Genomic DNA, 14,354 nt, shown 5'->3' with positions numbered 1-14,354 from the left:
CGAAACGGCCTGTCAAGAGTCGGCGGACAAGGGAAGAGATGATGCCACATGTTTTCGAGGCCGACACGACCGGTGTGCTCCCCCAGGACAGGCTGGCCTACTGGAGTGAAGGTGCCAAGGTGATTGGAGGGATGGAGCATTTCACACGCGACGCTGCCGAATTCAGCGCAAGCGTGCGGATGGCGAAGCTCGAACGCTTCATGATCGGCCGATTCCGCGTGAGCGCGAACGAGGCGCGCTGGACGCGAAATCACGTGCGGGATTCGCCCGAGGCTTTCCTTCGCCTGATATACCAGCGCCGCGGCAGCGTGGAGATTGCACAAGGCGCGCGCACGTTCCGCCTCGAGAAGGGGCAATGGACGATCCTGGCCGCTTCGCAAGCCCATTCCTTCCGTTCGACGGAGACCATCGAAGCGCTCGTGATCATCGTACCTCGCGCCCTGATTTCCGCCTCGCTGTTCGAGGCCGCCGGCCGACTTGCATGGCCCATGGCCCACGACGCGCCCACCGCGGGACTGGTGTTCCGCTTCGCGAGCGAGGTCTTGCGCGATACCGGGACGACCTCGTTCATGCGTGACCAGTTTTTCGAACGGGCAGGCGCCTCGCTGATCAATGCCCTGCTGCACGAGCGGCTGGGCGATCGGGTCTATACGACTTGCAAGGACCTGAGAGTCGCCAGAATCCGCGAATACATCGATCGCAACCTTAGCGATCCGGCGCTCTGCGTCGCTTCGATCGCGCAGGCGATGGGGTGCTCCAAGCGGTATGTCCACGCGTTGTTCAAGGACGAGGGCAGCGTGCACGCGATGATCTGGAACAGCCGTCTGGAGCGGTGCCATCACGACCTTTCCCGGCCGGACATGGTCGCGCGTTCGATCACTACGATTGCCCTGCGGCATGGTTTCAGCTGTCCGGCCCATTTCAGCCGGCTGTTCAAGGCGCGCTACGGCAAGCCTCCGCGCGAATTCCGCCTTCTCTCGCTCGAGAGCTGAGCCGGTGCGTGGTCTCGCGCTGTCGGCCCCGGTCCCCGCGAGGGGCACGGGGCCGGGCGATACTCAGAACGTGCCCGTCAGGCGCAGGCCGTAGGTGCGCGGCGGGGCGACCTGTGCGTACTCGAAGTTCGGGGTCAGTGCGCCCTGATTGCCGGCAATCGCGACCTCTTCGTTGAAGATGTTCTTGATGTAGCCGGTGATGGTGAGCCGCTCGCCCGCGAAGGTGTACGCCGCCTGGGCGTTGAAGCGGACATAGCCATCGGCCAGTTCGTTGGAGACATAGTTGATCCCCAGGTAGCGTTTCGACGCGAAATCCAGGCTGGCTCCCAGCGTGAGTTCGTCATCGCCGAGCGCGAAGGCATGGTCATAGCTCGCCGTGCCGGACCAGCGCGGAGCTCTTGGCAGCACGAAACCCGAGCAATCCACTGCGAAGGGCGGGTTCGTGTTGTTGAGGGCGCAGGCCGTTGTGGCCGGGTCGGTGGGGAAGGGCGGGTTGATGACGAATTCGTCGAATTGCGCATCGAGAAAGGCGGCGGAGGCGGTGATCGTGTCGCTACCCGTTGCCCGCCACACCAGGTCGGCGTCGATGCCGTAGAGCGTTGCCCCGGCCGCGTTGAATGTGGAGAATTGCAGGTTGCCGGCCGGGGTAAACTGCAACGCGTTCTGCTGGGCATCGCGATAGTCCCAATAGAACGCTTCCACGTTGAAGCGCAGACTGTGGCCGAAGAACTCGTTCCTTACGCCGATCACGTAGGAATAGAGCGTCTCGGGCTGGTAGGCGTTCGAAACGTCGTCAGTGGGCGCGAAGATGTTGAAACCGCCCGACTTGAAGCCTTTGCTGGCCGTCAGGTAGAGCATGTTGTCCGAGGAAAGGTCGTACTCCAGTCCGCCACGCCACGTCCACTTGCGGAAGGTCACGTCGCTGTCGAACGCGACCGCATTGGTGAAGTCGTTCGCCGTGATGGTGCGGTCTTCCTTGGTGAAGCGCAGCCCTGCGATGGCGCGCAGTCCTGTGGCAAGATCGACATTCGCCTGGCCAAAGACGGCGATCGACCGGGTGCCCAGACGTGCGTCCTGGTCCGCCGTGATGTAGGATGCGGTGTAGACTTGTGCGGCGGTGGTCTGATCGAGGTCGAGGAAGTACGCGCCGACGACGATGTTGCCCCACGACCCCACGTGCGACAGGCGCAGTTCGTAGCTTTGCTGCTCGACCTCTTCCTGGTTGAGGAAAGGGGAACCCGATACGTAGGAACCGACGTCGCTGTCCGAACTGCGATAGGCGGGAATGAAGGTCAGTTGCGCCGGGCCCAGGTCCCAGTTCATCTCCGCCGAGATGTTGGCCTGGTGTCCCTTCAGGAACATGTCCTTCTCAAGGCCGGTCAGGCCAAGCGGCGGCAGGCCGGATCCCGGTGTGTAGACATCGGCCGAGGCCGCGATGCGGGCCGTATTGTTGCGCGCGTCGACGGCCCCCACGAACTTGCCTGGCGCGGCGCCTTGGGCGAAGAGGACCGAGCCAGAGCCGACGCCATGCCGTTCGGACAGGTCACCGGTGATGCGCAGCGAGAAGGCGTCGTTGGGTTCGAACAGGAGTTGCAGGCGGCCGGACGACTGCCGGTCGTCGTCCGAGCCGTCGCTCAGGTAGCCATCGCGCCGCACCAGATTGCCCGAAGCGCGGATCGCGGCCTGTCCGCCGAGCGGGACGTTGATCGACATCGACCCGCGTCGCAGGTCGTAGTTGCCCAGCTCGAACAGCATGGAAGCCGCAGTCTCGTGCAGCACGGGGTGGGCATAGACCAGATTGACCGATCCCGCTGAAGCGTTGCGCCCGTAGAGTGTGCCCTGCGGTCCCTTGAGGACCTCGACCCGCTCCAGGTCGTAGAACTGGGTCGATATCGTGGTCGTGTCGGCAACGTAGACGCCGTCGATGTTGTAGGAGACTGCCGACTGGTTGAGCGCGCTGGATCCGAAATCCCCCACGCCCCTGACATAGGTCTGCAGCGTGGCACCGCCGTTGGAAATCTGCACGCCGGGCACCAAGGCGGCGATATCCTTCGCATCGGACAGCGTTTGCGCCTTCGTCTCGTCGAGCACGCTTATCGACAGCGAGGAGCTCTGCACGTTTTCGGCGCGACGCTGCGCGGTGACGACGATCGCGTCGATGGCGCGCAGGTCCGCGTCGCTCGTGCCCTGCCGATCCTGCGCGCAGGCCGCCTGTGCCCCGCCTGCAAGGGCGATACCCTGGCAGACAATGGCCGCGCCTCTCCACAACCTGTTCTTCATGCCTTGATCCTCTCTCCACTTGGCCCCCGCATTTTGCGAGTGATCCCGTGCCCGCCGCGATCTTTGCCGTCGCGGCTTCGACACACCGACATCGAAATACCGGTCGGTATGTGAAATTCATATCCAGTCTTGCTCAGGCGGTCTTGGATGATTGGGAAGTGGATGTTTGTCTAAACGTGCAGCCGGGCGAAGTTGGCGCGAGTGTGGCTTGCACGCCACCTTTGCCCGGCGTGTAGAGAACAGGCAGACGAGTCGGATCCGCGACGGAGCCGCATCACGGGTCCCAGCGCGCGGGCAGGTGCGTGACGCCCCGGAAGCGCCATCCCTTCGTCTGGACTTCGCCCGCCGGGTCCAGCCGGAGGTTGCGCAGGCGTGTGAAGGCTTCCTCAAGCGCGATCCGGCCCACGGCCCGGCTGAGGTAGTGGCCGGAACAGAAATGGGGGCGGTAGCCAAACGAGGCGTGCGCCTTCTTCTTGCGGGTCATGTCGAATGTGTCGGCCTTCTCCCATCGGCTCGCGTCGCGATTGGCGGAGGCCAGCACGATGGCGACCGAGGCGCCTTCCTCAATCCGGGTTCCACTCAGGACGAAGTCCTCTTGCGCAACACGCGGCGTCACGCCGATCGGAGCGATCCAGCGCAGCCCTTCGTCATAGGCCTTCAAGGCGAATGCGCTTGGCTGTTCGCGCAGGAGTGCGCCTTGCACTTCGTCCTGCAGCACGCCCAATGCCGCGTTTGCAGCGCCATGGCCGGGTTCCTGCAATCCGCCCAGGATGATCACGCGGATCGTAGGCATGATCGCATCGAACGCACGCCGCTGCCCATCGGGGAGGCCGCCGTGCACGGCATGCGAAAAGAGGCTGCTGTCCGGCCGCGCGCTGACGGTCTCGTAAAGCGGGCGCAACACCGCGTCGATCTCGGCGATCGCACTGTCGCAGGTGCGCCAGACTTCGGGGTCCTGGGCAACGATGTTCTGGAGCCCGCCGTTGATCGCGTGGAACCAGGCTTGCAACTGCGGATTGGGGATGTGCTTGAGGCCGATCAGATCGCCGATCAAGCGGACGCTGATCGGCTCGAACAGGTCCTGGGTCAGATCGGCCTGGCCTCGGGTCGCGATGGCGTCGATGTAGCGGTTCACGATTGGCCGGGCAAGCGCGTCGACATAACCATCGACTCGCTCCTGCTGCACTTCGTAGTCGATCCCGGTGCGCAAGGCCTGATGTTCCGGGCCGCTCATCGAGAGCACGTTGGGCAAGCCGAACACGCGGGCTTCGGGCCGATCTTGCGAATCCGAGGGCGCGAAGACCTTTTCGTTCGCCCCCACCGTCTGGCAGTCGCTCCAGCGGGTCACGAAGTATTCGCGCGAGCCTTCGAACCGGACAATTCCGTGTTCGTTTCGCAGCCTAGCGTAAACAGGGTACGGATCGTTGAACAGGTTTTCACCTGTCAATGCAGTTGCATCGTGCATGCGCCTCTCCCGGCAGTTGTCTTCTGTTATTTCAGATACTGATTGGTATCTAGATTGACGGAAGGCCCGCGTCAATTCGTACGCAGTTCGGGACGAGGGTCAGGGGAGGCTGGGCGCAGGACGCAGTGGGCGTGAATCGGCCAGAGCCCGGAGGTGGCCTCGATTGCCCATCACGCCGGCAATCGAGGGGGCAGACAAGGTAGTGCCGCACAGGGTCGGTCCGGTGCTGATGCGCTGGAAGAACGAGGTCTTTCCATTTGTGGGCCCTTGGCGCGGGCCGCAAATGCCGCCGAATTGATTTTCGAAGAGATTCCTGATGGGCATTGACGATGTGACGGCGCACCTTGGTGGATCGCTCAAGACCCACCTTGGCACATCAAAATCGTTGCGGCGGTCACATCATCAAAGTCCTTCCGAGAACGAAAGGCGGGATCGAGATTGGTCTTACCGTTCCCCTTCCTGATATGTCATTTTTGACAAGGCGGCCGTTTGCGCACTGGAAAGTTCAATCGGCGGTGCCAGGTCGATATCGAGGGAGCGAATGTGCCCTTCGAACGCAAATGGCAGGGCATAGTCCTGGTTCAACGCGGTGCCGACATCGTGACCGACTGTGCCCGGCTCTGAGATCCATGCCGGCACGGTACTTGGAACATGGCCTTGGGCGACCATTGTGCCATCGACGAGCAGGGAAGCGGTGCCGCCCTTGCCGTAGCCGCCCCCGTCGTAATCGAACTGCAGTTTGATATCATGCGGGCCGGGCGATAGAGCCCGGTCTCCAACGATGCGCAATGAATCGCCCGGAGCCTGCGTCCGGCGATAGTAAAATACTGGCTTGCCCTTCAACAGGTAGACACCCCAGCCGCCGAATTGCCCCCCTTGGCCGCCGATCATCCCCTGCGCGTGATCACTGGAAAGCGTGACCGCGGCACGCAGCGACCAGGAGCGGTTCTTGATGTCCGGCCAGGCACCCTGCTCATACCAATCAGGACTGGCGGCGAGGGAGTAGTGCAACCGAGGCGGGGCAGGGTGCGTCTTCGCGTCGTTCAGCCTCTCGAATCCGCGGCTGTCGATCGGATAGACGTTGAACTTCCGCGCTTCGGCATCGAAGGCCGCCTTCATTTCGGCCAGCTTGCCGGGCATTTGCGCTGCAAGATCATGGGCCTGGGAATAGTCCTTGGTAATGTCGTAGAGTTCCCAGGAAAAGCTCTCCGGCCGGGGAGCCTGCCGATGCGTCCAGGGCAGGCGCAGCGGATGGGTAGAGGCGATCCATCCATCCTGATAGATCGCGCGATTGCCCATTACCTCGAAATATTGCGTGGAGTGCGGGCTGGGCGCGCCAGCGTCGAAAAAAGAGCTCATCAGGCTGTGCCCGGCCAGCGGCATCTGCGTAACCCCGTTCACCTCGCCGGGTGGGGTAATGCCGATGGCATCGTAAAGCGTGGGTGCGATATCGATCACGCTCGCGAACTGGCTGCGCACCTTGCCGTCATGGCGGATGCGCTCCGGCCAGGAAATAACCAGGCCGTTGCGCGTACCACCGAAATGCGAGGCAATCTGTTTCGTCCACTGAAACGGGGTGTCCATTGCCCAGGCCCATGGCGCCGGGATCTGGGTGAGCGTCATCGGGCCGCCGATGGCATCGAGATCGCCGTGCATGGTTGCCGTGTCCTGGATCACGCCGTTCTGCGTCAGCACCTCATTGGTGGAACCCAGAATGCCGCCGTCGCCGCTGGCGCCGTTGTCACCCTCAATGAAAATGACGATGGTGTTCTGCAATTGTCCGCTTTTGCGCAGGGACTCGATCAGGCGGCCGATCTGATTGTCGCAATAGGCCAGGGCCGCAGCGTAGACCTCCATCATTCGGGCGGCGACCTGCTTCTGGTCCGCGCTCATCGAATCCCAGCTTGGAATTTCCGAGGGTCTCTGCGTGAGTTCAGCCGATGCGGGAATGATGCCAAGGGCCTTTTGTCGACGGAAGGTCTCCTTCCGCATTTTGTCCCAGCCTTGATCGAATTTTCCGCGAAATTTGGCGATCCAGTCGCGCGGCGCTGCCAGAGGGGCATGCGTGGTCCCCGGCGCATAGTAGAGTAAAAAGGGTTTCTCCGGCGCGATCATATGTTGAATATGCATCCATCTGACCGCGTGATCGGCCAGATCGCGGTCGAGCAGATAGTGCGGGTCGTTCAGCGACGGATCGACCGGCGTGGTGCCTCTATAAAGGCTGGGCGTGAAGGGGCTCGTCTCTCCGCCCATGAAGCCGTAGAATTCCTCAAATCCCAATCCGGTGGGCCAGCGATCGAACGGCCCCACCTGGGTGATTTCCTGTCTCGGCGTATTATGGTTCTTGCCGAACCAGGCGGTCGAATAGCCGTTCTGACGCAAGACCTCACCGATCGTGGCCGCGCTCTTGGGTAGTTCGGCATCGTAGCCGGGATAGTTGGTGGCGATCTCCGGTAACGCGCCGAAGCCGACCGAATGCTGGTTGCGTCCGGTCAGCAGGGCGGCGCGTGTGGGTGCACATAGCGCGGTCGTATGGAACCGATTGTACGTGATGCCCTGGCCCGCCAGGGCGTCGATTGTCGGCGTGGGAACCGGACCGCCGAACGTGCTGGCAGACCCGAAACCGGTGTCGTCCGTCATGATCAGCAGCACATTGGGGGCGCCCTTGGGGGCAGTCGGGCGGCTTCCGGCAGCCGGCGGATACGACTGCGCGTCGGTCGGCCCCGGCGCGCCTCTGTCTAGAGGGGACGATGCAGGAAGGGCGGGCCCATCCGCAGGAGCAGCCAGTGCCGTCTGTGCCAGAGCAAGAAACGCTGCGCCGCTCATCAAAATGGCCGGAAATTTCATGTCACCCCTCTCGTTCGTGCACCCTTTCCCCAGGTTCCAATGGTTGGCGGTGGGGCTACAGCTGTCGTCTTTCACCATCCGCGTCAGGATCAGGCTTGGCTCCGGGCGATCATAAATTTGCGCGTTAGCGTTCGGCTTCGTCCCATAGTCGTTCGCGCAAGCATGGCCTGACGCGTTGCTGGCACCTCGGCACGAAGCCGATAGCCCGTAACCGGCCTCGGCCCGAACACGGCCAAAGCGCGTATCCGCCCAGTCCACCGTCTTCTTCTCCGCACTCGCCCTCGCGGCCACCGTGCTCTTCTGGCAGCAATTGCGGATCCTGAGCCCAGATGTGGATTGTTGGCCGGCGTGGAGCCCAAGGTGATGGCCGGGGAAGCGGGGCGAGGTGGAAAAAAGCTTCTGACGGGCACTGGCGCAAGGACGCGGCTTCGCGGATACTCGCATCTCCAGGATAACGGCCACGCGGGTGCAGCGCGCACCGGACAAGGTGGCGATGGGAGATGATTGGATGCTTCGTAAGGTGCCCGAGCCAATCCATGCGCACGCTCTGCGCTCTGCCGCGTCGTGCGGCGACACGGGAGGGGTGAAATGACGATCGCTCGTTTTTCCGGAAAAGTGGCGCTGGTGACTGGCGCGGCCAGTGGCATCGGCCGGGCCACGGCCTTCGCCTTCGCCGAACAGGGCGCGGCCGTCTGCGTGGTCGACCAGGACGAGGCCGGGGCCCTGCGCATCGCGGAGGAGATCGGCATGGCTGGCGCGCAGGCGATCGCGGCGCAGGCCGACGTTTCCTCGCTCGAGGCGTGCCGGGCGATGGTGCGCACCTGTGTCGAGACGTTCGGTGGCCTCGATATCGCGGTCAACAACGCGGGGATTGCGAGCGCTCCGGTGTTCGCCTTCGAGGACATCGATCCGGACGAATTCGACCGCCAGATCGCCGTCAACCTGAAAGGCGTATTTCTTGCCATGAAGGCTGAGGTTCCCGCGCTAAAGTCCCGTGGTGGCGGCACAATCGTCAACACCGCTTCGGTTGCCAGCGTGGTCGCGGCGAAGGGGATCGCGGCCTATGTCGCGGCCAAACATGGGGTTGCCGGCTTGACCAAGGCGGCTGCGCTCGACCTCATCGGTCATGGCATTCGCGTTAACGCGGTGTGCCCCGGTCTCATCGACACGCCTTTGCTCGGCGCCTCGGCCGATGATCCCACGTTCCTGCAAAGCCTTCAGGCGGCGATCCCGGCGGGCCGTGCGGGCAAGGCGGAGGAAGTGGCGCGCGCGATCCTGTTCCTCGCCTCGCCCGATGCCTCCTACGCCGTCGGCTCGTGCCTGCTGCTCGACGGGGGCAGCACGCTGGTGTGACGCGCCCTCGCGCGCCGGGGCTGCGAGATCCGGGCGATTTCGCTTGCCTCGATGCGCGCGAAGGGGTCTGAACCGGCGGCAATGGCCAATTCCGAACCCGATTTTTCCCGCAAGAAGCCCCGGCAGGCGCGAGCCCGCCTGACGATCGACACGATTCTCGAGGCAACCGCGCGTATTCTCGCGGAGGAGGGCGGCGAGAAGCTCACCACGAACCACCTCGCCGAGCGTTCGGGCTACTCGATCGGGACGATCTACCAGTATTTCGAGAACCGCGAGGCGGTCGTCATCTCGCTCATCGAGCGCCAGCGCGAGGTGGTCGAGGGCGAAATCGACGCCTTGCTGGAGGCGCGTCGCGACGATCCCTGGGACGAGCAGGTGCGTGGCATAGTGCGCCTGCTGCACGAGGCCTTTGCCCGGCATGGCGGCAGCGATCCACGCCTTGTGCGTGCGCTGGTCGCGTTTTCGCTCGATCGGGGGCTGCCCGAACCTTCGGACCGCTTCGTGCAAGCGATCATCGACGTGTGGCGCCAGGCGGCAGGAGAGGGCGCGCCTGCAATGGACGAGGCGGAAGTCTTCACACTTGGCCGCGCGGTAAGCGAAGTGCTGCGCCGCGCGGCGTTGCAGTCTTCCCCGCTGCTCGGCACGCGGGCGCTCGAGGAGGCGATCGTGCGGCTCGTCCTTGGCTTCCTGGGGCAGCCGGGGGCAGCGCAAGCCGGGGCCTGAAGCCCGGCCCGCTCCGCTTCACGATCCGGGCGAAGGCTGGGGAGCTTGCGTCCACCCCCCGCCGAGGGCGAGAAACAGATCGATCTGGCTTTGCGCCACGGCGTCCTGTGCCTCGCGCTCGGCATCGCGCGCAGCAATCAGGTCGACGCCGCTCGACAGATCGTCGCGAAGCCCGACCTTTCCGGCCTCGAACATCCGCCGGCTCTGCGCATCGAGGGTGCGCGCCTTGCCGAGTGCCTCTTCCAGGTCGACCGCGCGGTTGTGGCGCTCGCGGTAGTTGGAGAGCGCGGTTTCGGTCTCCTGCAGGGCCTCGAGTACGGCTGCGTCGAATTCGGCCAGGGCCTTGTCGGTTGCGACCTCGGCCATCGTCACCTTGGCGCGCTGGGTCCGGGTGGGGAAGGCCCAACTGATCATCGCGCCGAGTGACCAGTGCCCGGCCATGGCCTGGCCCACGTCCTCGAGCAGGCCGAAGGTGCCGGCACCACCGCCGATGGCGATGTGCGGATAGAGATCGGCCTTGGCGACGCCGATTCCGGCGGTGGCGGCGGCCAGACGGCGCTCGGCCGCGCGCACGTCGGGGCGGCGGGCGAGCAGCGTTGCGCCATCGCCGATGGGAAGCGGCCGGGACAGGTGGGGCAGGGCGTGGCAGGCTTCGGCCTCGCGCGGGTACTGGTCGGGCGTGCGGCCGAGCAGGAACGCCAGGCGGTAAAGCCCGGCACGTACCCTTGCGCGATGCCCGGGCAATTGCGCACGGGCCTGCAACATGGCCTGCTCGGCGCGCGTGACCTCAGGAGCGGCAATCTTGCCGGCGGCATGGAGGCGCTGGCTGGCGGCAAGGATGTGCTCTCGCTTGGCGAGTATCTCTTCGGCAAGCTCCATCGCCTCGTTCTCGCCGCAGACCGCGACGTAGGCGCGCGCGACTTCGGCCGCGAGGGTGACCTGGACGGCCTCGGTCAAGGCCTGGGTCGCCTCATGCTCGGCATCGGCCTGCTCGACCCGGCGCCGGATCTGCCCGAAGAGGTCGAGCTGATAGGACACTTCGCCCCCTCCGATCCCGAGATTGGTAACCGGCAGGGTCTCGTATTTGAGGAAAGACTCGCCCGAAAGCCGTGCCCGTTCGACCGTCGCGTCAAGCGCCACCTCGGGATCGCCTTCGCCCTTCGTCGCGCGTACGATCGCGGCCGAACGCGCGAGGTTGGCTCCTGCCGCGCGCAAGTCGGTGTTGGCGGTGAGAGCTTCCTCTTCCAGTTGGTCCAGCACCGGGTCGTCGTAGAGCGACCACCAGCGGGCGGGCAGCGGGTCTGCGATGGTTCCTTCGCCCGCGCTGAACGGAGCCTTGGCGCCCGGCCGTGAGATCGCCGCGTTTTCGGGCACGTGGTAGTCCGGACCGACCGTGCAGGCGGCCAGAGCGCTCGCCAAGGCCAGCGCCGCGCAGGACCGGGCCTTGGTCCGCATCACTTGGCCTGGTCCATGGCAAGGCTGACCGAGACCGTCCGGCCCGAAATCAGCGCAAGATCGCGCGGCGCATCGTCGATATGGATGCGCACGGGCACGCGCTGGGGCAGGCGCACCCAGCTGAAGGAGGGATTGATCGCGGGCAGGAGGTCGCTGCTGCCGGTGCGGTCATGGTCCTTGATGCCCGCCGCGATCGAGATGACGTGGCCGTGAAGAGGGCGCTCCTCGCCCATCGCGTGGATCAGCGCCTTCTGGCCCAGGTGCACCCGGGCGAGCTTGGTTTCCTCGAAATAGCCCTCGACGCGCAAGGTCGCGGTGTCGACGAGCGCGAGCACCGGGCTCCCGGCGTTCACGTAATTGCCCACGCGCAAGTCGAAGTCCGAGAGGTAGCCGTCGACGGGGGCGAGCACACGGGTGCGCGTGAGGTTGAGCCGGGCCAGGTCGAGCGCGTTGCGCGCGGCGGCGATGCGCGCCTGCGCCTGCGCCACTTCGGCGCGGCTCTGGCCCAGGCTGGCTTCGAGTTCGCGCGCGCGGGTCTGCGACTGCTGGGTGGCTTCGCTGGGAAGGAGTTCGCCCAGCCCCGTGTCGCGGGCCGCCTCCCGGCGGGCTTCGGCAAGACTTGCTTCGCTGCCCTCGACCACGAAGCGCGCGCGCGCGAGGTCTGCCTCGGCCTGCTGGAGCCCCACTTTGGCCTCGCTGAGTGCGATCGCGTAGCGCGAGGGATCGATCTCGAAAAGAACGTCGCCGCGCCGCACACGCTGGTCGTGGTCAAAGTGCACCGCGGTGACGAGGCCGCCGACGTCGGGCGCGATGCGCACGATGTCGGCCCGGATGCGTCCGTCACGGGTCCAGGGATCGTCCTGGTAGTAGATGAAGAGTGAATAGCCCGCCCAGATCGCGGCTAGCACGATCAGGCTGGTGATCGCCATGGACACGGCCTTGCGGCGGCGTTCGGAGGAAGACAGGCTCATGGGTGCAATCCGGGGAACACGGGGGGAAGGACAAGGACGAGGACGGCCCAGACGATCACGAACAGCGCGGTGTCGAACAGCACGCCGTGCCAGATCCAGCGATAGAGGCCGAAAGCCGAAAGCAGACGGTGGAGGAGGTAGGTGACGACGAGCGCCATGCAGCCTTCGACGGGCGCGGCGGCAACGTAGATCACGCCCAGCAGGTAGTCGGGCATCATGGCAGGGGGGCGCTCCGCGGATCAGGCCGGAAATCGGGGGCCTTGGGGAAGAGGTTGCAGCGCAGGGCAACGAGCGCACCGAGGCCTTCGCCGGATCGGTCGGACCTGTCGCGCGCGGGCTCCGGCGCGGCGAGCATCAGGCGCAGCGCGACATCGATGCGCGCGAGCAGGCGTTCGGGCGGGTCTTCGCGATTGCTGCGGTAGGTGCGCGCCACGTCGCGCAGGACGCGGGATAGGGCGAGCGCGAGTTTGCGCTCGGCACCCGCGCGCAGTTGCTGGATGGCGACGATGTTTGCGGCGATGCGCACTTCGCGCAAGGACGCCGCCGCCGCGTCGGTGGCGTCGCCGAGGCGCTCGCTGATCAGCGCAAGACGGTCGGTCGTACGCCCCAGCGCGGCCATCGGATTGGGCGCGCTGCGTGCCGAGGCCAGCGCGACGAGGTCCTTGTGCAGGCTGACGCGCAGCCGGGCGATGACGCGATCGACGCCCGCCGTGCGCATCCCGGCGGTGACGATCGCGGCAATCAGCACGCCCAGTACTTGCCCCGAATTGGCGTTGATGAAGCGCGCAAGATTGGCGTGGAAGCTTTCCTGCAGGGCGAGCGCATTGGCAAAGCCGAGCATGAAGGCAACGCCGATGACGCCGAACCGGGGATGGGGGATGATCCACCCCGCCGCGAGCAGCACCGGCAAGAGCAGCAGCGCGAGCGGGATGAAGCCATCGACGGGCGGGAGCAGAACGAAGAGATAGAAGGCGGCGAGCGGTAGCGAGGCGATCAGCGCGGCGCCGAAGCGCAGGATCATCGTCACCGGGTTGTCGAGCGCGGCAAAGAGGCAGCAGAACACCCCGGTCATCATCGCCGCGATGGCGCCGTCGGCCCAGCCGGTGCCGATCCAGATCGCGCAGCAGATGAGGATCGAGGCCGCCGCTGCCAGTCCGGCCAGGATCGCGAAGCGCCAGTCGGCGTGGAGCGCGATTGTCGCGCGGTTTTCCTGCGGGCCGACCGGCGTGGGCCGGGTGCGGTCTTCGACATGGGCCAGGATCGCCTCGCTCTCGTCGAGCATTTGCGCGGTCTGCGCCTCGCGCAAGGCATGGCTGTGGCCCAGCAACGCGCGCCATTGCGGACTGGCATCGGAGCGCGCGTCGAGCTCGAGCAGCGCGCGGCGGCGGTCGGCAAGGCCCGAAAGCGCGGGCAGGAGCAGCAGGATGCGGCGCAAGATGGCCTGGACCGAGGCGTTGGCCTCGCGCCAGTGCGAGGTGTCGAAGGGAATGTGCGTTGCCAGGAGCACGCAGTCGACCGCGTCCTGCGCCAGCTTGCGCCGTCCCATCTGGGGATCGTGGAGGTCCTTGGCGCTCGTGCTCGAAAGGATCTCGTCGCGCCAGGCCCGCGCGTCGCGGCACCACAGCGATAGGCGCTGGCCCATGTTCGCGCCTACCGAACGCGGCCAGAGCAGACTGTGCGTCAGCGTGGCGCACGTGATGCCGAGCACGATCTCGGTGACGCGCGCGGTGGCGATGTCGAATACCGCCTCGGGTGTATCGACCGCAGGAAAGGCGATCAGCATGGCGGTATAGCCCGCCAGCATCATCGTGTAGGCGCGTGGCGAGCGGTCGAGCAGCGAGACGGCGAGCGTCGCGCCGACCCACAGCGCGAGCGCGAGGCACAGCAAGGGCGGCCAGTCGACCAGCACCGGCACGAGCGCGACCGCGACGATGGCGCCCACGAAAGTGCCGAGCACGCGGTAGATCGCCTTGGAGCGCGTCGCCCCCGAGAGTGGGCTCGATACGATGTAGGCGGTGGTCATCGCCCAGAATGGCCGCTCCAACCCGACCCAGAGCGTGATCCACAGCGCCATCAGGGCCGCAAGCGCGGTCTTGGCGGAGAACAGGCAGGCCTGCCAGCGGGCCGAAGTCATGAAGGTTTCCAACGGGTTCGGCTTCTGTCGGGCAGTGGGCTTACGGGGCAGAGCCCATCGCGGTCCGGCGCGCGGGGGGGAGGGGGACGGGATCGGACGCCGGAACGCGATGAACGATGCGTGCATTATGCGCA

Annotated in this window: 10 protein-coding genes; 3 read left to right on the top strand and 7 right to left on the bottom strand. The window is 65.5% G+C overall.

What is annotated here, in order from left to right:
• The first annotated feature begins 38 nt into the window (after positions 1–38).
• Positions 39–992, top strand: coding sequence for an AraC-like ligand-binding domain-containing protein (locus HT136_RS12375; protein ID WP_214200068.1), 954 nt, complete (start codon positions 39–41; stop codon positions 990–992).
• Between the two features lie 63 nt (positions 993–1,055).
• Here HT136_RS12375 and HT136_RS12370 read toward each other — a convergent pair whose 3' ends face one another.
• From HT136_RS12370 to HT136_RS12360, 3 genes are all read right to left on the bottom strand, one after another.
• Complete coding sequence (locus HT136_RS12370) at positions 1,056–3,272, bottom strand: TonB-dependent receptor (RefSeq protein ID WP_214200067.1); 2,217 nt, start codon at positions 3,270–3,272, stop codon at positions 1,056–1,058.
• 274 nt (positions 3,273–3,546) lie between these two features.
• On the bottom strand, positions 3,547–4,737 hold the full coding sequence (locus HT136_RS12365) for a cytochrome P450 (protein ID WP_214200066.1): 1,191 nt from the start codon (positions 4,735–4,737) through the stop codon (positions 3,547–3,549).
• A gap of 444 nt (positions 4,738–5,181) precedes the next feature.
• Positions 5,182–7,584 (bottom strand): arylsulfatase, encoded by a 2,403-nt coding sequence (locus HT136_RS12360; RefSeq protein WP_214200065.1) that lies wholly within the window; start codon positions 7,582–7,584, stop codon positions 5,182–5,184.
• Positions 7,585–8,172: 588 nt separating this feature from the next.
• Here HT136_RS12360 and HT136_RS12355 point away from each other — a divergent pair.
• Positions 8,173–8,937: an SDR family NAD(P)-dependent oxidoreductase gene (locus tag HT136_RS12355; RefSeq protein WP_214200064.1), complete on the top strand. Its 765-nt coding sequence runs from the start codon at positions 8,173–8,175 to the stop codon at positions 8,935–8,937.
• A gap of 81 nt (positions 8,938–9,018) precedes the next feature.
• Positions 9,019–9,660 carry a TetR/AcrR family transcriptional regulator gene (locus HT136_RS12350; protein ID WP_214200063.1) on the top strand — a complete coding sequence of 214 codons (642 nt, stop codon included), beginning with the start codon at positions 9,019–9,021 and terminating at the stop codon, positions 9,658–9,660.
• A gap of 18 nt (positions 9,661–9,678) precedes the next feature.
• On the opposite strand, the gene HT136_RS12345 is transcribed toward HT136_RS12350, so the two are convergent.
• From HT136_RS12345 to HT136_RS12330, 4 genes are read right to left on the bottom strand one after another with little or no spacing between them, the layout of a single operon-like run.
• Positions 9,679–11,115 carry an efflux transporter outer membrane subunit gene (locus HT136_RS12345; protein WP_214200102.1) on the bottom strand — a complete coding sequence of 479 codons (1,437 nt, stop codon included), beginning with the start codon at positions 11,113–11,115 and terminating at the stop codon, positions 9,679–9,681.
• Positions 11,115–12,086, bottom strand: a complete 972-nt coding sequence (locus tag HT136_RS12340) for an HlyD family secretion protein (protein WP_214200062.1) — start codon at positions 12,084–12,086, stop codon at positions 11,115–11,117. The genes HT136_RS12345 and HT136_RS12340 overlap by 1 nt, the downstream gene beginning before the upstream one ends.
• A complete protein-coding gene (locus tag HT136_RS12335; protein ID WP_214200061.1) occupies positions 12,083–12,304 on the bottom strand; it encodes a DUF1656 domain-containing protein in 222 nt (73 codons plus the stop codon). The genes HT136_RS12340 and HT136_RS12335 overlap by 4 nt, the downstream gene beginning before the upstream one ends.
• The gene (locus HT136_RS12330; protein WP_214200060.1) at positions 12,301–14,220 is read right to left on the bottom strand and encodes an FUSC family protein; all 1,920 of its coding nucleotides are present in this window, start codon (positions 14,218–14,220) and stop codon (positions 12,301–12,303) included. The genes HT136_RS12335 and HT136_RS12330 overlap by 4 nt, the downstream gene beginning before the upstream one ends.
• Positions 14,221–14,354 lie beyond the last annotated feature (134 nt).

It is taken from the genome of Novosphingobium profundi (genome assembly GCF_018491765.1).
Taxonomy (GTDB): Bacteria; Pseudomonadota; Alphaproteobacteria; order Sphingomonadales; family Sphingomonadaceae; genus Novosphingobium; species Novosphingobium profundi.
The sequence above is the reverse complement of the archived record's forward strand: the minus strand, read 5'-3'. Positions and strand labels throughout refer to the sequence as shown.

What these genes read in the sequence shown, in the direction of transcription:
- HT136_RS12365 (WP_214200066.1), bottom strand. Translation starts at nt 4,737, where the DNA reads ATGCACGATGCAACTGCATTGACAGGTGAAAACCTGTTCAACGATCCG.
- HT136_RS12360 (WP_214200065.1), bottom strand. Translation starts at nt 7,584, where the DNA reads ATGAAATTTCCGGCCATTTTGATGAGCGGCGCAGCGTTTCTTGCTCTG.
- HT136_RS12345 (WP_214200102.1), bottom strand. Translation starts at nt 11,115, where the DNA reads ATGCGGACCAAGGCCCGGTCCTGCGCGGCGCTGGCCTTGGCGAGCGCT.
- HT136_RS12350 (WP_214200063.1), top strand. Translation starts at nt 9,019, where the DNA reads ATGGCCAATTCCGAACCCGATTTTTCCCGCAAGAAGCCCCGGCAGGCG.
- HT136_RS12355 (WP_214200064.1), top strand. Translation starts at nt 8,173, where the DNA reads ATGACGATCGCTCGTTTTTCCGGAAAAGTGGCGCTGGTGACTGGCGCG.
- HT136_RS12330 (WP_214200060.1), bottom strand. Translation starts at nt 14,220, where the DNA reads ATGACTTCGGCCCGCTGGCAGGCCTGCCTGTTCTCCGCCAAGACCGCG.
- HT136_RS12370 (WP_214200067.1), bottom strand. Translation starts at nt 3,272, where the DNA reads ATGAAGAACAGGTTGTGGAGAGGCGCGGCCATTGTCTGCCAGGGTATC.
- HT136_RS12335 (WP_214200061.1), bottom strand. Translation starts at nt 12,304, where the DNA reads ATGATGCCCGACTACCTGCTGGGCGTGATCTACGTTGCCGCCGCGCCC.
- HT136_RS12375 (WP_214200068.1), top strand. Translation starts at nt 39, where the DNA reads ATGATGCCACATGTTTTCGAGGCCGACACGACCGGTGTGCTCCCCCAG.
- HT136_RS12340 (WP_214200062.1), bottom strand. Translation starts at nt 12,086, where the DNA reads ATGAGCCTGTCTTCCTCCGAACGCCGCCGCAAGGCCGTGTCCATGGCG.